General features: G+C 71.1%; 21 protein-coding genes. 13 read left to right on the top strand and 8 right to left on the bottom strand.

Annotated elements, in window-relative coordinates:
• Positions 1-137: 137 nt before the first annotated feature.
• Complete coding sequence (locus tag ACFYP5_RS02985) at positions 138-1,892, bottom strand: acetyl/propionyl/methylcrotonyl-CoA carboxylase subunit alpha (protein ID WP_389029747.1); 1,755 nt, start codon at positions 1,890-1,892, stop codon at positions 138-140.
• Between the two features lie 423 nt (positions 1,893-2,315).
• Between ACFYP5_RS02985 and ACFYP5_RS02980 the strand changes: the two genes are divergently transcribed.
• Entirely contained in the window at positions 2,316-2,765 is a 450-nt protein-coding gene (locus ACFYP5_RS02980; protein WP_389030715.1) for a hypothetical protein, read from the top strand.
• 14 nt (positions 2,766-2,779) lie between these two features.
• On the opposite strand, the gene ACFYP5_RS02975 is transcribed toward ACFYP5_RS02980, so the two are convergent.
• The 4 genes from ACFYP5_RS02975 to ACFYP5_RS02960 all read right to left on the bottom strand — a co-directional run bounded on the left by ACFYP5_RS02975 (position 2,780) and on the right by ACFYP5_RS02960 (position 5,644).
• Positions 2,780-3,391, bottom strand: coding sequence for a nucleoside triphosphate pyrophosphatase (locus tag ACFYP5_RS02975; protein WP_313938875.1), 612 nt, complete (start codon positions 3,389-3,391; stop codon positions 2,780-2,782).
• A gap of 64 nt (positions 3,392-3,455) precedes the next feature.
• Positions 3,456-3,584: a morphogenic membrane protein MmpB gene (gene mmpB, locus ACFYP5_RS02970; protein ID WP_267002650.1), complete on the bottom strand. Its 129-nt coding sequence runs from the start codon at positions 3,582-3,584 to the stop codon at positions 3,456-3,458.
• 246 nt (positions 3,585-3,830) lie between these two features.
• On the bottom strand, positions 3,831-4,037 hold the full coding sequence (locus ACFYP5_RS02965; protein ID WP_389029744.1) for an acyl-CoA carboxylase epsilon subunit: 207 nt from the start codon (positions 4,035-4,037) through the stop codon (positions 3,831-3,833).
• Between the two features lie 14 nt (positions 4,038-4,051).
• The gene (locus ACFYP5_RS02960) at positions 4,052-5,644 is read right to left on the bottom strand and encodes an acyl-CoA carboxylase subunit beta (protein ID WP_389029742.1); all 1,593 of its coding nucleotides are present in this window, start codon (positions 5,642-5,644) and stop codon (positions 4,052-4,054) included.
• Positions 5,645-5,834: 190 nt separating this feature from the next.
• Here ACFYP5_RS02960 and ACFYP5_RS02955 point away from each other — a divergent pair, with 190 nt between their 5' ends.
• The 5 genes from ACFYP5_RS02955 (at position 5,835) to hutH (ending at position 12,640) form a co-directional block, all read left to right on the top strand.
• On the top strand, positions 5,835-6,701 hold the full coding sequence (locus ACFYP5_RS02955; protein ID WP_389029739.1) for a biotin--[acetyl-CoA-carboxylase] ligase: 867 nt from the start codon (positions 5,835-5,837) through the stop codon (positions 6,699-6,701).
• A 956-nt stretch (positions 6,702-7,657) separates the two neighbouring features.
• Positions 7,658-8,830: an adenylate/guanylate cyclase domain-containing protein gene (locus ACFYP5_RS02950; protein ID WP_389029736.1), complete on the top strand. Its 1,173-nt coding sequence runs from the start codon at positions 7,658-7,660 to the stop codon at positions 8,828-8,830.
• 68 nt (positions 8,831-8,898) lie between these two features.
• On the top strand, positions 8,899-9,711 hold the full coding sequence (locus ACFYP5_RS02945; protein ID WP_389029734.1) for an enoyl-CoA hydratase/isomerase family protein: 813 nt from the start codon (positions 8,899-8,901) through the stop codon (positions 9,709-9,711).
• An 86-nt stretch (positions 9,712-9,797) separates the two neighbouring features.
• Positions 9,798-10,982: a diguanylate cyclase domain-containing protein gene (locus ACFYP5_RS02940; RefSeq protein ID WP_389029731.1), complete on the top strand. Its 1,185-nt coding sequence runs from the start codon at positions 9,798-9,800 to the stop codon at positions 10,980-10,982.
• Positions 10,983-11,089: 107 nt separating this feature from the next.
• On the top strand, positions 11,090-12,640 hold the full coding sequence (gene hutH / locus ACFYP5_RS02935; protein WP_389029728.1) for a histidine ammonia-lyase: 1,551 nt from the start codon (positions 11,090-11,092) through the stop codon (positions 12,638-12,640).
• 33 nt (positions 12,641-12,673) lie between these two features.
• On the opposite strand, the gene ACFYP5_RS02930 is transcribed toward hutH, so the two are convergent.
• Entirely contained in the window at positions 12,674-12,973 is a 300-nt protein-coding gene (locus tag ACFYP5_RS02930; protein WP_389029725.1) for a hypothetical protein, read from the bottom strand.
• 109 nt (positions 12,974-13,082) lie between these two features.
• On the opposite strand from ACFYP5_RS02930, the gene ACFYP5_RS02925 reads away from it, so the two are divergent.
• The 7 genes from ACFYP5_RS02925 (at position 13,083) to msrA (ending at position 19,168) form a co-directional block, all read left to right on the top strand.
• A complete protein-coding gene (locus ACFYP5_RS02925) occupies positions 13,083-13,442 on the top strand; it encodes a hypothetical protein (RefSeq protein WP_389029723.1) in 360 nt (119 codons plus the stop codon).
• A 250-nt stretch (positions 13,443-13,692) separates the two neighbouring features.
• Positions 13,693-14,958, top strand: a complete 1,266-nt coding sequence (locus tag ACFYP5_RS02920) for an Ig-like domain-containing protein (protein ID WP_389029720.1) — start codon at positions 13,693-13,695, stop codon at positions 14,956-14,958.
• Between the two features lie 170 nt (positions 14,959-15,128).
• Positions 15,129-16,589, top strand: a complete 1,461-nt coding sequence (locus ACFYP5_RS02915; protein ID WP_389029717.1) for an ABC transporter permease — start codon at positions 15,129-15,131, stop codon at positions 16,587-16,589.
• A 45-nt stretch (positions 16,590-16,634) separates the two neighbouring features.
• Positions 16,635-17,318: an ABC transporter ATP-binding protein gene (locus tag ACFYP5_RS02910; protein WP_389029714.1), complete on the top strand. Its 684-nt coding sequence runs from the start codon at positions 16,635-16,637 to the stop codon at positions 17,316-17,318.
• 105 nt (positions 17,319-17,423) lie between these two features.
• Complete coding sequence (locus ACFYP5_RS02905) at positions 17,424-17,936, top strand: hypothetical protein (RefSeq protein WP_389029711.1); 513 nt, start codon at positions 17,424-17,426, stop codon at positions 17,934-17,936.
• Positions 17,937-18,038: 102 nt separating this feature from the next.
• Positions 18,039-18,395 carry a DUF1330 domain-containing protein gene (locus tag ACFYP5_RS02900; RefSeq protein ID WP_389029708.1) on the top strand — a complete coding sequence of 119 codons (357 nt, stop codon included), beginning with the start codon at positions 18,039-18,041 and terminating at the stop codon, positions 18,393-18,395.
• 260 nt (positions 18,396-18,655) lie between these two features.
• On the top strand, positions 18,656-19,168 hold the full coding sequence (gene msrA / locus ACFYP5_RS02895) for a peptide-methionine (S)-S-oxide reductase MsrA (RefSeq protein ID WP_389029706.1): 513 nt from the start codon (positions 18,656-18,658) through the stop codon (positions 19,166-19,168).
• A 180-nt stretch (positions 19,169-19,348) separates the two neighbouring features.
• Here msrA and ACFYP5_RS02890 read toward each other — a convergent pair whose 3' ends face one another.
• Both ACFYP5_RS02890 and ACFYP5_RS02885 read right to left on the bottom strand, forming a co-directional pair.
• Positions 19,349-20,488, bottom strand: a complete 1,140-nt coding sequence (locus ACFYP5_RS02890) for a hypothetical protein (RefSeq protein ID WP_389029704.1) — start codon at positions 20,486-20,488, stop codon at positions 19,349-19,351.
• A 72-nt stretch (positions 20,489-20,560) separates the two neighbouring features.
• Positions 20,561-22,150 carry a M48 family metallopeptidase gene (locus ACFYP5_RS02885; RefSeq protein ID WP_389029702.1) on the bottom strand — a complete coding sequence of 530 codons (1,590 nt, stop codon included), beginning with the start codon at positions 22,148-22,150 and terminating at the stop codon, positions 20,561-20,563.
• Positions 22,151-22,290: the final 140 nt, after the last annotated feature.

Below are 22,290 nucleotides of genomic sequence, written 5' to 3'. Positions count from 1 at the left end.
CTTTTTCCGCCCCCGGGTCCAGGATGCCATCGCGCAACCCGACGGCCTCTCCTCCTGCCGGGCCGCCGAACGGCCGAGGCCCCTGCGAGTCGGTGGTACGACTGCGCAGGGGCCTCGCCGGAACACTTCGTGCGGGATCAGTCCTTGATCTCGCAGATGACGGCGCCCGACGAGATCGAGCTGCCGACCTCGGCGGCGAGTCCCTTCACCGTGCCGGCGCGGTGTGCGTTGAGAGGCTGCTCCATCTTCATGGCCTCCAGGACGACGATCAGGTCGCCTTCCTGGACCTCCTGGCCCTCCTCGACGGCGATCTTGACGATGGTGCCCTGCATCGGGGACGCGAGGGTGTCGCCGGAGACCGCGGAGCCGCTCTTCTTCGCCGCGCGCCGCTTGGGCTTGGCGCCCGCCGCGAGTCCGGTACGGGCCAGGCTCATGCCCAGCGAGGACGGCAGGGAGACCTCGAGACGCTTTCCGCCGACCTCGACGACGACCGTCTCACGGCCGGTCTCTTCCTCCGCCTCCATGTCGGCGGGGGCGGCGAAGGGCTTGATCTCGTTGACGAACTCGGTCTCGATCCAGCGGGTGTGGATACGGAACGGGTCGCTGGTGAACGCCGGGTCGGCGACGACCGCGCGGTGGAACGGGATCGCGGTGGCCATGCCCTCGACGTTGAACTCGGCCAGCGCACGCGCCGCCCGCTGCAACGCCTGCTCACGGGTCGCACCCGTCACGACGAGCTTCGCCAGCAGCGAGTCCCACGCCGGACCGATCACGGAACCCGACTCGACACCCGCGTCCAGCCGGACACCCGGCCCGGTCGGCGGGGCGAACACGGTCACCGTGCCCGGAGCGGGCAGGAACCCGCGGCCCGGGTCCTCACCGTTGATCCGGAACTCGAACGAGTGCCCGCGCATCGCCGGATCGTCGTACCCGAGCTTCTCGCCGTCCGCGATCCGGAACATCTCACGGACCAGGTCGATGCCCGTGACCTCCTCGGTCACCGGGTGCTCGACCTGCAGACGGGTGTTGACCTCCAGGAACGAGATCGTGCCGTCCACACCGACCAGGAACTCCACGGTCCCCGCACCGACGTACCCGGCCTCCTTCAGGATCGCCTTCGACGCCGCGTACAGCTCCGCGTTCTGCGCCTCGGACAGGAACGGCGCCGGGGCCTCCTCGACCAGCTTCTGGTGCCGGCGCTGCAGCGAGCAGTCACGGGTCGAGACGACCACCACGTTGCCGTGGGAGTCGGCCAGGCACTGCGTCTCCACATGGCGCGGCTTGTCGAGGTAGCGCTCCACGAAGCACTCCCCGCGCCCGAACGCCGCGACGGCCTCACGGACCGCGGAGTCGTACAGCTCCGGGATCTCCTCCAGCGTCCGCGCGACCTTCAGCCCACGACCGCCACCACCGAACGCGGCCTTGATCGCGATCGGCAGCCCGTGCTCCTTCGCGAACGCCACGACCTCCGCCGAACCCGACACCGGGTCCGGGGTCCCGGCGACCAGCGGCGCACCGGCGCGCTGTGCGATGTGCCGCGCGGCCACCTTGTCACCCAGATCGCGGATCGCCTGCGGCGGCGGACCGATCCACGTCAGCCCCGCGTCCAGCACCGCCTGGGCGAACTCGGCGTTCTCCGACAGGAACCCGTAACCCGGGTGGACCGCGTCGGCCCCCGAGTCCTTGGCCGCCTGCAGCACCTTCGCCATGTCCAGATAACTGGCCGCCGGGGTGTCACCGCCCAGAGCGAATGCCTCGTCGGCCGCACGCACATGCAGGGCGTCCCGGTCCGGGTCCGCGTAGACCGCCACGCTCCCGATCCCGGCATCCCGGCACGCCCGAGCAACACGGACAGCAATTTCGCCACGGTTGGCGATGAGCACCTTGCGCACGATGGCTCCCTCCTTGAAACAAGCTGAGTTTAGGGACTACCGACACGGCCTTACGACCCGTCCCCATTGGTGAGCTTGCCCACACGGAGCGTGATGCGAGGCTTGCTCGAGGCGCGAAATCCCTTGTGGCACCACGGTACGCCGGGATTCATGACCGCACAGTAGCCACGAGGTGTGGTCCAGGTCTCTGTTCGATCGAGGGGCGGCTTCCGGCGATTCTTTGTGGAGTACCTACTAACGAGCGAGTGTTTCTTTGCCCGACGCACGAGGGGCGCGACAAGCGGGGTGCGTAAACAGTGTGTGCGGAGGGCATGGGGGCGAGTGGGACGAGTGAACGTGGTCGGAACCCTTGTCCGAATGATTACCCGTTAGTAGGGTCCGCGCTACCGCACTTACTACAGGTAACAAGGGGTGAGCGCCGTGGTGCGCAGACCGGTGGCGTTCGTAGCCGCGATCGTGCTGTTCGTGGAAGCCGCAGGCATGGTGCTCGTCAACGGCATCATGGCCACGGTCGTCGACAACCAGGAGATGTCACTCGCCGGACTGGATCCGGCCGCCATGTCCGCCGGGGCGTGGGTGATGGGCGGTGTCGCCGGGCTGTACCTGGTGCTGTGCGGCCTGGTCCTGCTGCTGACCGGCATCCGCGACCGGGCTCCCGGGCGTGTCGGCCGGGCCGCCCTGATCAGCTGCGCAGTGGTGCACGGAGTGCTGGGCGCGCTGACGGTGGGCCTGATCGGCTGGGCCGCGTTCGTGTTCATGATGGTCGTGCTCGGCCTGATCGTGCTCACGCTGGTCGCGTACGGGAACGGGAGCGGAACCGGTAGCCCGAACGAGGAGGGCGGCGCCGAAGAGAGTGCTCCGGCGCCCGCGTAACCCGTTCGTGGGTATCAGACCCACAAGTCGGTGACGGAGAGTCCCAGTTCGCCGAGGAGCCGGCGCAGCAGCGGCAGCGAGAGCCCGATGACGTTTCCGTGGTCGCCCTCGATGGAGTCGACGAACGGGGCCGAGCGGCCGTCCAGAGTGAAGGCGCCCGCGACGTGGAGGGGCTCGCCCGACGCCACGTAGGCGGCGATCTCGGCGTCCGTCGGTTCGCCGAAACGGACGACGGTGGAGGCGGTCGCGGAGACCGTGCGCCCGGTCGCGGTGTCGATCACGCTGTGACCGGTCTGCAGGATCCCGGCCCGGCCGCGCATGGACTTCCAGCGGGCGGTGGCCTCCTCGCTGTCGGCCGGCTTGCCGAGCGCCTCGCCGTCGAGCTCCAGGACCGAGTCGCATCCGATGACCAGGGCGCCCGCGACCGCGGGGCGGGCGGCCACGGTGGCGGCCTTGGCCTCGGCGAGCACCAGCGCCAGCTCGGCGGGTGTGGGGGCGGACAGGGCGTCCTCGTCCACACCGCTGACGATCGCCTCCGGCGCGAACCCGGCCTGGCGCAGCAGGCTGAGGCGGGCGGGTGAGGCGGAGGCGAGTACGAGACGGCGCTGATCAGTCATACCGGCCATCGTAGAAGGGCCCGGCGCGGCGGGGAATCACGCGTCCGCACGACGGGCGGACGAGGTGGGCGGCTCAGCGTGTGCCCAGCACCAACATCGCGACCACCATGGCGAGCGCAAGCACCAGCCACACGCGCCGCATCATGTCCTGGGCGTCGCGCAGCTCTTTGGGCGGCTTGTTCTCGGGATCGGACCACAGCATGGTTCCGATCCTGCTGCGGTCGCCGCCACGGCGCCTGAGTACGGGTACTCAGCCGCCCTGATGCGTACGGACCGGATCGCCTGCGCGGCGACACGGCGGAGGCCCGGACCCACCAGGGGGTCCGGGCCTCCGAGCACGCTGTGCGCGGGCGGACTGCAGGGCCGCCGAGCGCCGGTGCCTCTCGTCCGCGCGGAGCGTCGGCGACCGACGACAACGCGGCAGATGTGCGTGCCGGACCGAAAGACCCTAGACGGGCCAGTACGTCCGCGCCCAGGCCCGCGGGCCCGGCCGTGGCCGGTCCCGCCGGGCGATCCGGCCCGGGTCGGACCACTGCTCGGGCGACGCCGGCGCGCCGGACGACACAGCGGCCGTCGCCACGGCGCGCGCCTGGACCACCGCCAGCGCGGCAGCCAGCTCCTCCGGGGTCGGGTTGCCCCGTACGACCTTGATCATGGTCAGGACCCTTTCTAGAGAGGGATGTTGCCGTGCTTCTTCGGCGGCAGTGATTCCCGCTTCGTACGCAGCTGACGCAGCCCCTTCACCACGTGCGCCCGGGTGTCGGACGGCATGATCACCGCGTCGACGTAGCCGCGCTCGGCCGCCACGTACGGGTTGAGCAGTGTGTCCTCGTAGTCGGCGATCAGCTCGGCGCGGGTCGCCTCCGCCTCGTCGGGGTCCGTGACGGCCGCGATGGTGCGGCGGTGCAGGATGTTCACCGCGCCCTGGGCGCCCATCACGGCGATCTGGGCGGTCGGCCAGGCGACGTTGATGTCCGCGCCCAGGTGCTTGGAGCCCATGACGTCGTACGCCCCGCCGAACGCCTTGCGGGTGATCACCGTGATCAGCGGGACGGTCGCCTCCGCGTACGCGTAGATCAGCTTGGCGCCGCGGCGGATGATGCCGCCGTACTCCTGGTCGACGCCGGGCAGGAAGCCGGGGACGTCGACGAACGTCAGCACCGGCACGTTGAAGGCGTCGCAGGTACGGACGAAGCGCGCGGCCTTCTCGCTCGCGTTGATGTCCAGACAGCCCGCGAACTGCATCGGCTGGTTGGCGACGATGCCTACGGGGAAGCCCTCGACACGCCCGAAGCCGGTGATGATGTTCGGCGCGAACAGGGCCTGCGTCTCCAGGAACTCGCCGTCGTCGAGCACATGCTCGATGGCGGTGTGCATGTCGTACGGCTGGTTCGCCGAGTCCGGGATGAGGGTGTCGAGCTCACGGTCCTCGTCGGTCGTCGCGAGATCCGCCTCCTCCGGGAACGCGGGCGCCTCGGAGAGGTTGTTCGACGGGAGGTACGACAGCAGCGACTTGACGTACTCGATGGCGTCCTTCTCGTCGCCCGCCATGTGATGCGCCACACCCGAGGTGGTGTTGTGCGTACGGGCTCCGCCCAGCTCCTCGAAGCCGACGTCCTCACCGGTGACGGTCTTGATGACGTCGGGGCCGGTGATGAACATGTGCGACGTCTGGTCGACCATGACCGTGAAGTCGGTGATCGCGGGGGAGTAGACCGCGCCGCCCGCGCACGGTCCGACGATCAGCGAGATCTGCGGGACGACACCCGAGGCGTGCACATTGCGGCGGAAGATCTCGGCGAACAGGCCGAGCGCCGCGACACCTTCCTGGATACGGGCGCCGCCGCCGTCGTTGATGCCGATGACCGGACAGCCGGTCTTCAGCGCGAAGTCCATCACCTTGACGATTTTCTCACCGTAGACCTCGCCGAGCGAGCCGCCGAAGATGGTGAAGTCCTGCGAGTAGACGCAGACGGGGCGGCCGTCGACCGTGCCGTAGCCGGTGACGACACCGTCTCCGTACGGGCGGTTCTTCTCGATGCCGAAGTTGGTGGAGCGGTGCCGGGCGAACTCGTCGAGCTCCACGAAGGAACCCTCGTCGAGCAGGAGATCAACCCGCTCGCGGGCGGTCAACTTGCCCTTGGCGTGCTGCTTTTCGACTGCGCGTGCGGAACCGGCGTGCGTGGCCTCGTCGATACGGCGCTGCAGGTCCGCGATCTTGCCCGCGGTGGTGTGGATGTCGATCTCTTCCGGCTCGGACATCGGGTGGCGGCTCCCTGCCTGGTCACGGGGACGACTGACTGGTGGGTTCTACGGCTGCGTGCGAGGCCGCGTGCGCGACGACGGCCGGTCCGGCAGCTGCCGATCAGGGTCTGAATGGCTACTGATCCGTAGCGTATCGGCGCGGATACCGTTCGGCAGTGCGTCGTTTGCCACACCTAGGGTGGCTTGCATGACACCTTCGGATGCGTCACCGAGCCGCTGGTCGGACCTGGACCGGCCGCCCCTGAACGTCCCCGCGCTGCGCCGCGGGCTGCTGCGGCCGGGCGGGCTGTGGACCTCGCTCGACGTCGTGAACGTCACCGGGTCCACCAACACGGACCTCGCGGCGCGGGCGGCAGAGTTGACCGAGGGCACGGTCCTGGTCGCCGAGGAGCAGACTGCGGGCCGCGGCCGCCTCGACCGGACCTGGACGGCGCCCGCCCGCTCGGGCCTGTTCTTCTCCGTCTACCTGACCCCCGGTGACGACGTCCCGGTCCACCGGTGGGGCTGGCTGCCGCTGCTCGCCGGGGTCGCGACCGCGACCGGGCTGGCGCGGGCCGCGGGCGTGGACACGGCACTGAAGTGGCCCAACGACCTGCTGGTCACCGTGGAGGGCGAGGAACGCAAGGCGGGCGGCATCCTCGCCGAGCGCGCCGGGGACGGCGTCGTCATCGGCATCGGCCTCAACGTCACCCTCCGCGAGGACGAACTGCCCGCCCCGACGGCGGCCTCGCTCGCCCTGGCCGACGCGGTCTCCACCGACCGCGAGACGCTGCTGCGCGGCGTACTGCGCTCGTTGGACCACTGGTACGTCGAGTGGCGCGCGGCCGGCGGGGACGCGGCGCAGAGCGGCCTGCAGGCGGCGTACGCGGCGGGCTGCGCGACGCTGGGCAGAACGGTACGGGCCCAGTTGCCCGGCGACCGCTCGCTCGTCGGGGAGGCGGTGGCGGTCGACGGTGACGGCCGCCTGATCCTGTCCACGGCCGACGGCCTGCAGGAAGCGGTGTCGGCGGGCGACATCGTGCATCTACGGGACGCGGAAGGCGGCCTCACCTAGAGCCACGCCGGGGCGCCCGCCGGGCACCCCGCCCCAGCGCCGAACGTTTCCCGGGTGCGACCAGACCGGCACCCGGGGTAACCCCCAGGCCCTGCACCCCGCGCACCGGACTCGCGCCCGGCTCCTCCTCCCGGGTGCCCAGACCGCCGCACAGAAACCTTCACAGGCCCTGCACCCCGCGCGCCGAGCCGAGCCCCGGCTGTTCCCCCGGGCGCTCGGCGGCGCCCCGCCCCCGAGGCAGCCCGCCACCGGCCGCACACTCGCGTACCGGCCCGCAGCCCGGCTTGTTCCCGGGCCCGCCCCCAAGGAGCTCCCACCGGCCGTACGCCCCGCGCACAGGGCCCGCGCCCCGGCGGCTCCCCGGACACTCGGTCCACCCCGCGAGGCCCTCATGGCCCCTCCACCCGCGTACCGGGCCCGGCCCTGGTTGTTCCCAGGGGCGCCCGTCGGCCTTCCGCCCCGTGGAAACCCCCACCGGAGAGCACCCCCCACGGCCCCCGCCCCCGGCCGACCCCGTACCGGGACGCCCTCGGCCCTCCGCCCGCGGAGGTCCCCATCGGCCCCGCGCCTGCGTACCGGGCCCGCGCGGGTCGTTCCCCGGGACGCCCTCGGCCCTCCGCCCCGTGGAAACCCCCCCACCGGAGAGCACCCCCCACGGCCCCCGCCCCCGGCCGACCCCGTACCCGGACGCCCTCGGCCCTCCGCCCCGTGGAAACCCCCCGCCGGAGAGCACCCCCCACGGCCCCCGCCCCCGGCCGACCCCGTACCCGGACGCCCTCGGCCCTCCGCCCCGTGGAAACCCCCCACCGGAGAGCACCCCCCACGGCCCCCGCCCCCGGCCGACCCCGTACCCGGACGCCCTAAGGACGTGAGGTAGCGCACATCTGCCGTATCGTTGAGGCGATCCACCGACAGATCGGCAGGGCAGTGCGCAGGGAACGGGCAGGAGGCGGCTGGTGACCGTCGACGACACGACCTCCGGCGCGGGCGCGGAGCCCCCACCGGAACCCTCGGTCCACGCGACACCGCATCACGAAGTCGACCACACGGCCGAACCGACCGACGATCCGCTCGCGATCCGGCTGGAACAGCTGATCCTGGGCGCCGAGCGTCGCTACACACCGTTCCAGGCGGCCCGTACCGCCGGAGTCTCGATGGACCTGGCGTCCCGGTTCTGGCGCGCCATGGGGTTCGCCGACATCGGGCAGGCCAAGGCGCTCACCGAGGCGGACGTGCTGGCGCTGCGGCGGCTCGCGGGACTCGTCGAGGCCGGGCTGCTCAGCGAGCCGATGGCGGTGCAGGTCGCCCGGTCCACCGGGCAGACCACCGCCCGGCTGGCGGAGTGGCAGATCGATTCCTTCCTGGAGGGTCTGACCGAGCCGCCCGAGCCCGGCATGACCCGTACCGAGGTCACGTACCCGCTGGTCGAGCTGCTCCTGCCCGAGCTGGAGGAGTTCCTCATCTACGTCTGGCGGCGTCAGCTCGCCGCCGCGACCGGCCGCGTGGTGCAGGCCGCGGACGACGACGAGATGGTCGACCGCAGGCTCGCCGTCGGCTTCGCGGACCTGGTCGGTTTCACCCGGCTCACCCGCCGGCTGGAGGAGGAGGAGCTCGGCGAGCTCGTCGAGGCGTTCGAGACGACCTCCGCCGACCTGGTCGCCGCGCACGGCGGCCGGCTGATCAAGACCCTCGGCGACGAGGTTCTCTTCGCCGCCGACGACGCGGGCACGGCGGCCGAGATCGCGCTGCGCCTGATAGAGGCCATGACCCAGGACGAGTCGATGCCGGCGCTGCGCGTCGGCATCGCGTTCGGCACGGTCACGACCCGGATGGGCGATGTCTTCGGTACGACGGTGAACCTCGCCAGCCGGCTCACGTCGATAGCGCCGAAGGACGCCGTACTGGTGGACGGCGCTTTCGCCGAGGAGCTGACGCGCACGGGTGACGCCCCGGCTTCCGAGGCGCAGGCGGCGGAGGAGGCCGCGGCCGCCGAGAAGGAGCGCGCGGAGGGTGTGGAGCCGCTGGTCGTGCCGAAGTACCGGTACGGGCTGCAGCCGATGTGGCAGCGGCCGGTGCGCGGACTCGGCGTGGTGGAACCGTGGCTGCTGGCGCGACGAGGCGCCTCCTGACGCCTGGCCCTGTCCGGGGCGCGGCCTAGGATCCTCCGGTAACGCTCGTTAACCGGAGGGGTGCAGCCATGACCGTCACGTCCGAGCAGCGGTTCGGGGAGTTCGTCGTCGTACGGGTCCATGAGGGCCAGGAGCATGTTGCCGAACTGGTCCTGGACCGGCCCAAGGCCATGAACGCCGTGTCCACGGACATGGCCCGCTCGATCGGCGCGGCCTGCGCCGCGCTCGCCGCCGACCAGGACGTACGGGTCACCGTCCTCACCTCCAGCCATGAGCGGGCCTTCTGCGTAGGCGCGGATCTCAAGGAGCGGAACTCGTTCACCGACGCCGAACTGGTCCGCCAGCGGCCCACCGCCCGCGCCGCCTACACCGGCGTGCTCGACCTGCCGATGCCGACGGTCGCCGCCGTGCACGGGTTCGCGCTCGGCGGCGGCTTCGAGCTGGCGCTGTCCTGCGATCTGATCGTCGCCGACCGTACGGCCGTGGTGGGCCTGCCCGAGGTCTCGGTCGGCGTCATCCCGGGCGGCGGCGGGACGCAGTTGCTGCCGCGCCGGATCGGCGCGGCACGCGCCGCCGAGCTGGTCTTCACCGCCCGGCGGGTGGAGGCGGCGGAGGCGCGGGAGTTGGGTCTCGTTGACGAGCTGGTGGAGGCGGGGCAGGACCGGGTGCAGGCGCTGACGCTCGCCGGGCGGATCGCCGCCAACTCGCCGGTGGGCCTGCGCGCCGCGAAGCGTGCGCTGCGGCTCGGGCACGGACTCGATCTGCGGGCCGGTCTGGAGGTGGAGGACGCGGCCTGGCGGTCGGTGGCCTTCTCAGGGGACCGGGCGGAGGGCGTGGCCGCGTTCAACGAGAAGCGGAAGCCGAACTGGCCGGGCGAGTGACAGTGCGCTACCACTCCGACGCGCAGTGCGGAACTTTCCATGCCGCAAACTGATCAAGACTTCGCAAATCTACATAAGATGTAGCGATGGGTGGTGATGATGCGCGGCTGCGGGCCGTGGTTTCGCTTGCGCAGGCAATGGCGGCGGCGCACACCCCGCCGGAGTCCTGGCGGGCGGCCGCGCTGGGGGCGTGCCAGGCCCTGGGCGGCAGTTTCGCCGCGCTCTCCGTGTGGGAGCGCGGGCCGGGGCGGCTGCGGGTGCTGGTGAACGCGGGTGAACGGGCCGAGGGGGAGGAGGAGTTCCCCGACGACGAGACGTATCCGGTGCATCAGTTCCCGGAGATCACCGAGTTCCTGCATGAGCGGTGGGCGGGGGGCGGCGAGCCTGACGCCTGGGTGGAGACCGCCGACGGGCCGGTCGGCGACGCCGGGGACGGCGAAGCCGATTCGGCGGTGGCGGGCGCGCACGGGTACGGGCGCGTCTACCGCCATCAGCGCGTGGCGGCCCTGCGGCGGCGGCAGCGCGGCTGCTGTGTGGTCGCGCCGATCGTCCTGCACGGGCGGGCCTGGGGCGAGCTCTATGTGGCGCGCCCGGTGGGGGAGCCGGTGTTCGGGCGGGAGGACGCGGACTTCGCGACCGTGCTGGCCGCCGTCGTCGCCGCGGGTCTCTCCCAGACGGAGCGCCTCGAAGAGGTCCGCAAGCTCGCCTTCACCGACCCGCTGACCGGGCTCGCCAACCGCCGGGCCGTCGACGCGCGGCTCGACGAGGCGGTGGAGCTGCACCGTACCGACGGCACGGTGGTCAGTCTGGTCGTCTGCGATCTGAACGGTCTGAAGGGGGTCAACGACTCCCTGGGCCACGCGGTCGGCGACCGGCTGCTGGAACGTTTCGGCTCGGTGCTGTCCCGATGCGGCGCGATGCTGCCCGGCGCCCTGGCCGCCCGGCTCGGCGGTGATGAGTTCTGCCTGCTGGCGGTGGGCCCCGGCGCGGACGAGGTGATCGAGGTGGCCACCGAACTCTGCGACCGGGCAGCCGAGTTGGAGCAGGGCGACGGAGTCGCCTGCGGCATTGCGTCGACCGGTGACCCGATCGGACCGGTGACCTCGGCCCGGCGGCTGTTCCGCCTGGCGGACGCGGCCCAGTACCGGGCGAAGGCGGCCCGCTCCGCGAAACCGGTGGTGGCGGGGCGCGACGGCGAGGTCATCCGGCTGGCCGACTCGCCGCCGAAATCGGCCCACGACCGCCGCCGGCTGCGCGGGAGCCGGCCCTGAGGGCTGCTCCGTGGGCGGCGTCCGGCAGAATCCGCGAACGGACCGGTAAGGGGTCAACCGCACGACCACTAGTGACATGAAGGGATTCAATCCGTACGCTTCTGAATATGGATATGCACACAGTCGTGGTGGGGACGTCCGGTACCACCGCAGAGGACGTCATCGCCGTGGCCCGCGCGGGTGCCCGTGTCGAGCTCTCCGCAGCCGCCGTGAGCGCGCTTGCCGCCGCCCGCGAGATCGTGGACGCGCTGGCCGCCAAGCCCGAGCCGGTCTACGGCGTCTCCACCGGCTTCGGCGCACTCGCCACCCGCCACATCAGCCCCGAGCTGCGGGCCCAGCTCCAGCGCAACATCGTCCGCTCGCACGCGGCCGGCATGGGCCCGCGCGTCGAGCGCGAGGTCGTGCGGGCGCTGATGTTCCTGCGCCTGAAGACGGTCTGCTCGGGCCGCACGGGCGTACGCCCGGAGGTCGCGCAGACCATGGCCGACGTACTGAACGCCGGCATCACCCCCGTCGTGCACGAGTACGGCTCGCTGGGTTGCTCCGGCGACCTGGCGCCGCTCTCGCACTGCGCCCTGACGCTGATGGGCGAGGGTGACGCGGAGGGCCCCGACGGCATCGTGCGCCCGGCCGGCGAGCTGCTCGCCGCACACGGCATCACCCCCGTCGAACTGCGCGAGAAGGAGGGCCTCGCCCTCCTCAACGGCACGGACGGCATGCTCGGCATGCTCGTGATGGCCCTCGCCGACCTCCGCAGCCTCTACACCTCCGCCGACATCACCGCCGCGCTCAGCCTGGAGGCGCTGCTCGGCACGGACAAGGTCCTCGCCCCGGAGCTGCACGCCATCCGGCCGCACCCGGGCCAGGGCGCGAGCGCCGACAACATGCTGCGGGTGCTTGCCGGTTCAGGCCTCACCGGCCACCACCAGGACGACGCGCCGCGTGTCCAGGACGCCTACTCCGTGCGCTGCGCGCCCCAGGTCAACGGTGCCGGGCGCGACACCCTCGCGTATGCCGGGATCGTCGCCGACCGTGAGCTGGCCTCCGCCGTCGACAACCCCGTCGTCCTCCCGGACGGCCGGGTCGAGTCCAACGGCAACTTCCACGGCGCCCCGGTGGCGTACGTGCTCGACTTCCTGGCGATCGTCGCCGCCGACCTCGGCTCGATCACCGAGCGCCGCACGGACCGGCTGCTGGACAAGAACCGTTCGCACGGTCTGCCGCCGTTCCTCGCCGGCGACGCCGGTGTCGACTCGGGTCTGATGATCGCCCAGTACACGCAGGCCGCCCTGGTCAGCGAGATGAAGCGGCTCGCGGTCCCGGCGTCGGCGGACTCGATCCCGTCCTCCGCGATGCAGGAGGACCACGTCTCCATGGGCTGGTCGGCGGCCCGCAAGCTCCGTACCGCCGTGGAGAACCTCGGCCGGATCGTCGCCGTCGAGCTGTACGCGGCGACCCGCGCCATAGAACTGCGCGCCGCCCAGGGGCTCACCCCGGCGCCCGCGTCCCTGGCCGCCATCGAGGCGCTGCGGGCGGCTGGCGTCGAGGGACCGGGACCGGACCGCTTCCTGTCGCCCGATCTGGCCGCGGCGGAGGCGTTCGTGCGGGGCGGGAAGCTGGTCACGGCCGTGGAGCCGGTGACCGGGGCGCTGGCCTAGGAGAGGTTGCTCATCGCCGGACAGGCCGGAGTTTCAGGCCCGTCCGGCGATCGAGGACAACGCGGCGGTGCGGCGTGTGGAGTACGTGACGAAGCCCGCGCCGATTCCCAGGAACGCGGTGCCACCGATCAGATACACAGTGGTGTCGACCCCGGTGCCGGTCTCGGCCAGCGCCCGCCCGGCCGCCTCGTCCTCGGAGCTCGCGCCGGCAGGTCTGCTCGGCGCGCCGCCGGCCGCGTCGTCCGTCGCGTTCGCCGAGGGGACGAACCACAGAGCGCACAGCAGTGTGCCCGCGGCGGTGGCGGTCAGGAGTGGGCGACGAGCTATGGCCACGGATTCGATCCCCCTTGTGAGAGCCATGAGTTAGCCGTGTGTGCCGATGCTAATGAAAGCAGCGGGTCGCAGGAAAGTCGTGACTGCCGGTAGCTCTACGCTCCGTCATATGAGCACTTCTGAGACATCACGGTTTGTTCGCCTTCGCGTGGACATGGTGCTGGAGATCACCGACGCGGAGGCCCTCAGCGGAACCGCGCTGGAGAGCATCGCGGCCGAGTACGGCGAGCCGGACGGCGAGTACGCCGAGGAACGTATGCAGGCCGAGTCCGCGGTACGGGAAGACGGGGCGGAGGCCCTCGCCTCCCTCGTCGACCCGTTCGATCTCGTCGGCGAGGTGCCTGGGGTCGAGCTGGCCCAGGCGTCCTGGAGCAGCGAGACCGTCGACTACGACCCCGAGGACCCGGGCGACTGGGACCTCGACGACGAGCGTGACGGCGAGGAGGCGGACGACGACGTTGCGCCGTAGCCGGTGATGAAGGCACCGGCCCCGGCCCGCTTCCGGCGGTCCGGGGCCGGTGTGTGCCGTCACTGGAACCACAGGTGCCACGGCTGCGTCGATGAGTGGTGTTCCCCACATCTGAGGCGGATGTGGAACGGAGGGCCCCCGCCAGGTGTTCTTGGAACATTGATGGGGATCCGTCTCAGGACGGTCCCGGCATCGATGGGAATGCGTCTTGCGACGGTTCCGCTCGGGGTTATGGGGGATTTCGGCAACGATGGAGAAGCGTGTGATGACGGACAGCAAGCGGCGCAAGGGCCTGATGGCCGCGTCCGCCCTGCTCGGCGGCGTGCTCGTGCTCACTGCCTGCAGCGAAGGTTCGAGCTCCGGCACCGACGAGAGCTCGAAGAAGTCCCAGGCGGCGGCAGTCGACAAGGCAGCGGCCGAGGACGCGTCCCAGGCGCAGATAGCGATCTCGCCGAAGAACGGCGCGACCAACGCGAGCATCAACAACGCCGCGAAGGTCACCGTCGCCAAGGGCAAGCTGACCCAGGTCACCATGACCACGTCGGCCGGCGCGAGCGTCCCGGGCACCCTGGCCGCCGACGGCACCAGCTGGCACCCGAACGCGCAGCTCGAGCGCTCCACCACGTACAAGATCAACGCGACGGCCGAGGACACCAAGGGCCGCGAGGCGCACGAGAACGCGTCGTTCACCACCCTGTCGCCCGCCAACAGCTTCATCGGGAACTTCACCCCCGAGGACGGCTCCACGGTCGGCGTGGGCATGCCGGTCTCGATCAACTTCAACAAGCCGATCACGGACCGGAAGGCCGTCCAGGCCGGAATCACCGTGACGTCCAGCAGCGGCCAGCAGGTCGTCGGTCACTGGTTCAACTCGCAGCGCCTCGATCTGCGCCCCGAGCAGTACTGGACGGGCGGCTCCACCGTCACGCTGAAGCTGGCGCTCGACGGCGTCGAGGGCGCGGACGGTGTCTTCGGTGTGCAGCAGAAGACGGTCACCTTCAAGGTCGGCCGCAACCAGGTCTCGACGGTCGACGCGTCGACGCACACCATGACCGTCACCCAGGACGGCAAGACGATCAAGACGATCCCGATCTCTGCCGGTTCCCCCGACAACCCGACGTACAACGGTCAGATGGTCATCTCCGAGAAGTTCAAGGAGACCCGGATGAACGGTGCGACGGTCGGCTTCACCGACGACGACGGCAAGGGTGAGTACGACATCAAGGACGTGCCGCACGCCATGCGGCTGTCCCAGTCGGGCACCTTCATCCACGGCAACTACTGGGGTGCGCCGTCGGTCTTCGGCAGCGCCAACACCAGCCACGGCTGTGTCGGCCTCGCCGATGTGAAGGGTGCGGGTGACGCCAACCAGCCCGCCGCGTGGTTCTTCAACAACTCCATGGTCGGCGACGTGGTCATCGTCAAGAACTCCCCCGACAAGACCATCACGCCCGACAACGGCCTCAACGGCTGGAACATGAACTGGACCGAATGGCAGGCGGGCTCCGCGGCCTGACCCCGCGGGAGGTTCACGCAGCAACTTCATCACCCCGAAGTCCCGTACGTACACAGGGCGGCGGCATCCGGATCCCCCGGTGCCGCCGCCCTGTGGCGTTCGTAGCCGTTCTCATCGGGATCTCATGCGGGCCTTAACTCGCCATCACGACCGGTTCATAGCCTCGCGCCATGTTCTTCACCTATCTCCGGCGCGAGCTGCGCCGCCGCAGAAAGGCCGCGCTGGTCGTCGCCTCGGGGCTCGCCCTCGGTATTGCGCTGGTCATCATCGTCAGTTCGGTCTCCTCCGGCATGAGCAAGGCCCAGGACAAGGTCCTGGAATCGCTGTACGGCCTCGGCACGGACATGACGGTCACGAAGGCCGCCGCCGCATCGGGCTCCGGTGCCCAGCGGCCCCGGTTCGAGTTCGATGCCAAGGACAACGACGACGACGCGAAGCAGAGCTCGGACCGGGTCATGGTCCAGGGATTCCAGACGCTGTCCGCCGCCACCGTCGACAAGGTCGGCACGCAGGACGGCGTCGCGGACGCCGTCGGCGGACTCAGCCTGACCGTCCTGAAGGTGGACGGCCAGTTCAAGCGCGGCGAGTTCAAGCAGAACGGAACCGGTGCCACGGCCGGCCCAGGCGGCCGGGGCGGTAGTGCACAGCCGCAGGGTGAAGTCAGGGGCGGCGGCGCCTCGTTCGACGTCAACTCGTACACCGTGTACGGGACCGACGTCACCAAGCAGGATCTCGGCCCGCTGACCTCGTCGAAGATCACCAAGGGTCGTACGTTCAAGGCCACCGAGACCGACGCGAAGGTCGCGGTCGTCGACGCCTCGTACGCCAAGGAGAAGAAGCTCGCGGTCGGCAGGACCGTGACCGTCTCCGGGACCAAGTACAAGATCGTCGGCGTCTCGACGGCGGACAGCGGCGACGCGGCCGCCAACCTCTACATCCCGCTGAAGCAGGCGCAGACCCTCGCCGACTCCAAGAACAAGGTCACCACGGTCTACGTCAAGGCCGCGGACTCGCAGCAGATCGACCACGTCAAGTCCGCCATCCAGAAGAACATCTCGGGCACGACGGTCACCACCTCCGCGGACCTCGCCGACACGGTCTCCGGTTCCCTGTCCACGGCGTCAGACCTGGCCTCCAGCGTCGGCAAGTGGCTGTCGATCGCCGTCCTCATCGCCGCGTTCCTGGTGGCCGGGCTGCTCACGTCCTCCGCGGTCAGCCGTCGGGTGCGGGAATTCGGCACGCTGAAGGCGCTCGGCTGGAAGAGCGGCCGGGTCACCCGCCAGGTCGTCGGCGAGGCCCTCGTCAACGGTCTGATGGGCGGTGTCCTCGGGATCGCGGTCGGTCTCGCCGGTGCGTACGTCGTGACCGCGATCAGCCCCACGCTCACCGCGCAGCTCGGAGGCTCGGGCGGCGGTGGTGGTGGCGGCATGTTCGGCGGCGCCGGCATGGCAGGACCCGGCCGGCAGGCCGCGGCCAAGTCCCTCGACATTGCGCTGACCGCACCGGTCTCCCTGTCCATCATCCTGATCGCCGTCGCGCTGGCCGTTGCGGGCGGGCTGATCGCGGGTGCCTTCGGCGGCTGGCGGGCCTCCCGGCTGCGTCCCGCGGATGCGCTGCGCCGCGTCGAATAGCCCGCCCGGGCGTCCCACCCCCTCTGTTCCAGCAGGAGTTGACCCATGTACACCCTCAGAGACGTCACCAAGCGCTATACCCGCGGCAAGTCCACCGTTCATGCGCTCGCCGGTGTCGATCTGACCATCGAGGACGGCGGCCGGCTCGTCATCCAGGGCCCGACCGGCGGCGGCAAGTCCACACTGCTGCAGATGCTCGGCGGTCTCGACCGGCCCACGAGCGGCAGCGTCGAACTCGACGGTGTGGACCTCGCGAAGCTCAGCGAGGCCAAGCTCACCAAGGTGCGCGCGCAGAACATCGGCTTCGTCTTCCAGAGCTTCAACCTCATCCCGACGCTGACTGCGCAGGAGAACGTCGAAACGGCGCTCGTCCCACTCGGCGGCAAGGCGTCGGAGCGGCGCAGGCGGGCGGCGGAGGCACTGGACTCCGTCGGACTCGGTGAGCGGCTCGGACACCTCCCCGGCGAGATGTCCGGTGGCCAGCAGCAGCGTGTGGCGATCGCACGGGCCCTGGTCAAGCGGCCGAAGGTGCTGCTCGCCGACGAGCCGACCGGCAACCTCGACGAGTCCATGCGCGACGAGGTCATGGAGGTGCTGGAGACGATGTGGAAGGAGCACGGGCTGACCTTCATCATGGTCACCCACGACAGCGCGATCGCCCGCAGGGCGCCGCGGCTGGCGACCATCCGCAAGGGCCGCGTCACGGTCACGGAGAACGCGGTGGCCTGACGTACGGACCCACCGGCCTCCCCCTGCGCGGGGCGGCGGCGACGGAGCCGGCTCCGCCGCCGCCGCCCCGCCCCCGCGTTCGTCCATCGCACTAATCTCACACCCATGACCGCTGCCATCACCGCCATGATCACCGCAGTCGTCGGTGTGCTGGGCACCCTGTTCGCCCCGATGCTCGCCCAGCGGCTGACCGCCCGGCAGCGCGCCGGGGAAGCCGAACTGGCCGACAGGCGCCGGAAGTTCGAAGAGCGGCGCGCCCAGTACACGGCCATGAACCGGGCCTCCCGGCAGTTCCACACCCTCCTCAAGGACGCGCTCCACCGGATCAGGGACCGCGTCTACACGGAGCAGGAACGCGCCCAGCTCGAAGAGGCCCGCCTCGACCACCGCGACCGTTACGCAGAAGCGCAGATGATCGTCCCCGAGCGGATCCTGCAGGCGTCCCGCGACCTCAACCGGGTCCTCGCGGACGGTGACACGGCCATCAAACGCCTGGACCGCGGGATGGCCCGCGACGGCGAGAGCGTTGAAAGGGCTCTGGAGAACCTCAAGGCGGCGGACCCGCACCTCGACACCATGCGGAAGCTGATGCGGGAGGACCTGGGCATCAGCGACTGACCCCCCTACCTCGGAGGTAATCGACGGCCCGTACGCCCGCGGGCAGCATGGTGCACGCCGGCTGACGGAACCACCGCAGCACGCAGATCCGGAGGGCGCACCATGACCGCTTACGCCGTAGGCCACCTGCACCCCGCCGCCCACCCCGGCGAGGAGGTACTCACGTACATCGAGCGCATCCAGTCGACCATGGACCCGTTCGGCGGCCGGTTCCTCGTCCATGGCACGAAGGTCGAGGTCGTCGAAGGCGACTGGCCGGGTGCGCTCGTCATCATCGGTTTCCCCGACCTGGCGGCCGCCCGCGGCTGGTACGGGTCCGCCGCCTATCAGGAGCTGCTGCCGCTGCGGACGAGGAACATGGCGGGCGACGTGGTGCTCGTCGAGGGCGTCGGACCGGGGTACGACGCGTCGGCGACCGCGGCCGCGATGCGGGCGGCGGTCCCGCCGGTCGTCAGCTGACGACGGCCGGCCCGGAGCCCGTACGGTCCGGAGACCGGCCCCGCGCGCGAACGCGACACCCAGGTCCTCGACGCTTCACGACCGCACCTGTCCCGGCGAGACGCGGTGCGCTCCTCGCGGCGGCCGACGACCGCGGGGCCGTTCGGCGGGTACGGAATCGCCTGGGGCCCTCGCGCGTTGGAGAAAGTGCGTACGGGATGCCGGTGGTGTGTGAGCCGAGCAGCCCGAGTGACTGAGCTGACACATATTGGAGGACTGCAATGGCGGCGCAGACGCAGAGGGCCGTGCTGGCGGGCGGATGCTTCTGGGGGATGCAGGACCTGATCCGCCGGCAGGCCGGCGTGACGGCGACTCGGGTCGGATACACCGGCGGTGACGTGCCGAACGCCACGTACCGTCACCACGGCACGCACGCGGAGGCCATCGAGATCCTTTTCGACCCCGAGAGGACCGACTTCCGCGCGATTCTGGAGTTGTTCTTCCAGATCCACGACCCGAGCACCAGGAACCGTCAGGGCAACGACATCGGCCTCAGCTACCGCTCGGCGATCTACTACGTGGATGACGAGCAGAAGCGGATCGCCGAGGACACGATCGCGGATGTGGACGCCTCCGGACTGTGGCCGGGCAAGGTCGTCACCGAGGTCGAGCCGGTCGGGCCCTTCTGGGAGGCCGAGCCCGAGCACCAGGACTACCTGGAGCGCTACCCGGAGGGTTACACCTGCCATTTCCCGCGCCCGGGGTGGCGGCTGCCCGCCCGCGCGGAGGGCTGACCGCGAGAGCCGGCCGGGCGTAGGGCGCAGGCCGGCCGGGCGGAAGTACGGGGGGCGTCCTCAGGCGTGGGGGCTCGGGAGCGACGGCTCAGGAACGAGCGGGGCTCCTCCGGGGGTCTGCATGACACGTGGTGGGGGCGCCGGGAATGAATTCCGGCGCCCCCACCGTGCTCGTTCCGGTCAGTTCCCACCCGCGGCCAGGACCTGCGCGGCGCAGAAGTCGCGGGACTGGACATAGCGCGCCTTCGGGTCCCCGGAGTACGTCCACGGGGCACTGTCGATGTAGCCGTCGATCGCGCGGTACTGCTCCAGCGCCGCGTCGTACCGGTCCTGCCAGTACAGCAGCCAGGCGAGCAGATGGCGGACCCGGACGATCCTCCGGTCCTCGGGGTCGGCCGCCGCGGCGGCCGCCACGTCGATCAGGCAGGCGTCGACTGCGGCGATCAGCTCGGGGCTCTTGTAGAACACGTCCGGGTCCAGATCCTGCTCCGCCGACTCCTGCTCGAACGCGGCGTAGAGCGGCAGGAGGGAGAGCAGCTGGCCGGGGCTGCCCTTCTGCGCAGCCTCGCGCGCGAAGCGCTCGGCCAGCTCGTGCGAGCCGCGCCACTTGCGGCACCAGTACTGGAGCGCCGAAGTGTGAGCCGCGAGGTGGTGGGCGTCGCGCTTCTCGACCTCGTCCCACAGAGCGCGGAAGTCGTCATGCCCGTAGCCGAGGCCGAGGGCGCAGGAGATCTCCGCGATGAACGGGCCCGGGTCGTCGCCGGCCAGCTCCTGGGCCTCGTGGCAGGCCTCCCGGGCCTGGGCCATCATCCGGTGGAAGCCGGCGAACTGCTCCTGCGTGGTGTACTTCGCCTGCTTCGCACCACGGATGTCCGCGGCGACGCTGATCAGCGCGCCGGCGTGGACGAAGGCCGCTCCCGCGTCCCCGGGCTGCGCGGTGCGCCAGGTCAGGAGCCAGGTGTCGTCGTCGGCGGCCTCGTCCTGGAGGACGCCGGCACGCCGGTAGCGCTCCTGCCAGTCGCGGCCCGCCTCGGCGAGGAAGTCGGCGCCCGCCTGCCAGTTCCCGGACCGGACGGTGGAGCGTATCTCCTCGTCGCGCGGGTCGGGGGCGGCTGCATGCGCGGTGTCGAGCTCGTCGGCCGGTACGAGGCCGAGCTCCGCGGCGGCCTTCGCCGGGCCGGACTTCCGGCTCCGGCGCGCGCGGGACGCCGAGGGGGCGGCGCCGGACGCGCCTTCCACGAACTCCGTCGTCTTCTTCCGCGCCTTCAGCCAGAAGTACACGCCGAGAGCGATCGCCAGCAGGGGTATCAGTCGGGCCACGGGGGGTTCCGGTCCAATCCAGGAAGGTGAGTTCGGGGGAGGGGGAGAAGGGACAGGGGGAAGGGACAGCCCTCAGGGGGTAAACAGTTTGCGCAGCGGTTCCGTGTCCGGCACATCCGCCACCGCCGCGTCCAGTGCGGCCGGGAGCGTCTCCTCGTACCCCTCGGGCAGCTTCAGTGTCGCGGAGTCGGTCCAGGACAGCTGCCAGCGGGCCCGCCCCTGCCGTACCAGTTCGCCGCCGGCCAGCTGCAACAGTCCCGTCCGCAGCCGGGGCCTGGCGAACTCGCGGGCCGCGCGTCCGGTCGCGGTGCGGGCCTCCTCGGACTTGGGGAGGCGGTCGGCGATCTGCCACAGCGCACCCGCGTCGATCGCGTCGAGTGCGGCGGTCAGCGAGCCGTCGCTGCCGGTCACCTCGCCGACCACCGCGCCGAACCGCTGGGCCGACTGCGCGGCGTACACCGTCATCGATTCGTGCACCAGCTCCGGCCAGTCGACGCGGCGCAGCCGCAGTGCCTCCGGGGTCAGCACCGACTCCTCGACGGCGACGAGCGTCCGCTCGGCGTCGGCCAGCAGGCCCAGCGACGGCTCCACGGGCTCCGAGGCCCGCCCGTCGTCCGGCAGCGCCTCGATCCGGGCGACGCGCTCCGCGATCGGCGGGTGCGAGTCGTAAGGGGAGGACGGCTCGGAAGGCAGGGAGCCGCGCATCTCGTCCAGCTCGTCCTTGCGGGCGGCCAGCAGATGCCGTACGCCGCCGAAGACCTGGCCGGGCGGCGGCAGCATCCCGGCGTCGACGCCGAGCGTGGCGTACGCGTTCATGTAGAAGCCGTGGGCGGCGTCGAGCGCCGGGAGCTCGCGGAGCGCGGACGCGGTCGCGTCACGGCCCGCGATCCTGGCCGCGGCGAAATCGGCGGCGAGCTCCTCGCGACGGGCGCCGGAGAGCGTGGCGCGGATGTAGAACTTCGCGTACGCCGTGTAGACCGCCGCCATCGCGCGGTACGAGACACCCGCACCGCCGGTGTCGATCTCCTTGGCCTTCTTGCCCTTGGCGACGGCCTTCGCCGCCTTCTTCTCCTGGCGCGCCTGCTCCTTGGCGACGGTCCGGCCCGCACGCTCCTGGAAGTGGACGATGGTGCGGACCACCTGGATGCGGCCGCGTGCGGTGATCGCGGAGAGACGGGTGTCGGAGTTGCCGTAATGGCCCATCTCATGGGCGAGCACGGAGCGCAGCTGGGCCTCGGACAGCCCGGCCATCAGCGGCACGCCGAGATGGAGCCGGCGCCTTCCGCCGACCAGGCCGAGGAACCTGGCGTCCTCGCCGACCGCGGCGTTCACATCGCCGTTGAGCACGATCTCGTCGGGGGCACGGGTGCCGACCTGCTGGGCGATGTCGCGGACCGCGGCCCAGAGCCGGGGCTCCTGGGTGTCGGTGACCGGCAGCCCGGTCAGGCCGTCGTCCTTCGGCGTACGCAGCATGAACATGCCCCGCACGATCGGGATCGCCAGCACGACGCTGAGGACGAACAGCTTCACGGCGACGCTGCCCGTCGTCCACGTGAACGCGGCCCAGTCGAGGGCACCGAGGGCGCCGAGCAGGACGAGGCTCAGCAGATAGAAGCCGGCAAGCAGGACAAGGGCGCGGGCGGCGCGCAGAGTTGGGCCCATCGGGCAAATCCCCCACAGGGACAGGGCTGGTGACAGCGGTGTGGCAAGAGTGGTGTGGGGGGGAACCGGAGTATGACCTACCGCAGGCCGGCGCGGCAACGTGGTCCGTGAGAGGCCGAAGCCAGCGGCGGAACAATCGC

The organism is Streptomyces sp. NPDC005262, from assembly GCF_042872425.1.
In the GTDB taxonomy this organism is placed as follows: Bacteria; Actinomycetota; Actinomycetes; order Streptomycetales; family Streptomycetaceae; genus Streptomyces.
Note: the sequence above shows the minus strand (reverse complement) of the source record. Positions and strands in the feature narration are given on the sequence as shown.

Coding starts and splice junctions, on each gene's coding strand:
- mmpB (WP_267002650.1), bottom strand. CDS start 3,584: ATGCTGTGGTCCGATCCCGAGAACAAGCCGCCCAAAGAGCTGCGCGAC.
- ACFYP5_RS02920 (WP_389029720.1), top strand. CDS start 13,693: ATGGAGAAGCGTGTGATGACGGACAGCAAGCGGCGCAAGGGCCTGATG.
- ACFYP5_RS02915 (WP_389029717.1), top strand. CDS start 15,129: ATGTTCTTCACCTATCTCCGGCGCGAGCTGCGCCGCCGCAGAAAGGCC.
- ACFYP5_RS02900 (WP_389029708.1), top strand. CDS start 18,039: ATGACCGCTTACGCCGTAGGCCACCTGCACCCCGCCGCCCACCCCGGC.
- ACFYP5_RS02955 (WP_389029739.1), top strand. CDS start 5,835: ATGACACCTTCGGATGCGTCACCGAGCCGCTGGTCGGACCTGGACCGG.
- ACFYP5_RS02975 (WP_313938875.1), bottom strand. CDS start 3,391: ATGGCCGGTATGACTGATCAGCGCCGTCTCGTACTCGCCTCCGCCTCA.
- ACFYP5_RS02940 (WP_389029731.1), top strand. CDS start 9,798: ATGGGTGGTGATGATGCGCGGCTGCGGGCCGTGGTTTCGCTTGCGCAG.
- ACFYP5_RS02910 (WP_389029714.1), top strand. CDS start 16,635: ATGTACACCCTCAGAGACGTCACCAAGCGCTATACCCGCGGCAAGTCC.
- ACFYP5_RS02965 (WP_389029744.1), bottom strand. CDS start 4,037: ATGATCAAGGTCGTACGGGGCAACCCGACCCCGGAGGAGCTGGCTGCC.
- msrA (WP_389029706.1), top strand. CDS start 18,656: ATGGCGGCGCAGACGCAGAGGGCCGTGCTGGCGGGCGGATGCTTCTGG.
- ACFYP5_RS02905 (WP_389029711.1), top strand. CDS start 17,424: ATGACCGCTGCCATCACCGCCATGATCACCGCAGTCGTCGGTGTGCTG.
- ACFYP5_RS02925 (WP_389029723.1), top strand. CDS start 13,083: ATGAGCACTTCTGAGACATCACGGTTTGTTCGCCTTCGCGTGGACATG.
- hutH (WP_389029728.1), top strand. CDS start 11,090: ATGGATATGCACACAGTCGTGGTGGGGACGTCCGGTACCACCGCAGAG.
- ACFYP5_RS02885 (WP_389029702.1), bottom strand. CDS start 22,150: ATGGGCCCAACTCTGCGCGCCGCCCGCGCCCTTGTCCTGCTTGCCGGC.
- ACFYP5_RS02945 (WP_389029734.1), top strand. CDS start 8,899: ATGACCGTCACGTCCGAGCAGCGGTTCGGGGAGTTCGTCGTCGTACGG.
- ACFYP5_RS02960 (WP_389029742.1), bottom strand. CDS start 5,644: ATGTCCGAGCCGGAAGAGATCGACATCCACACCACCGCGGGCAAGATC.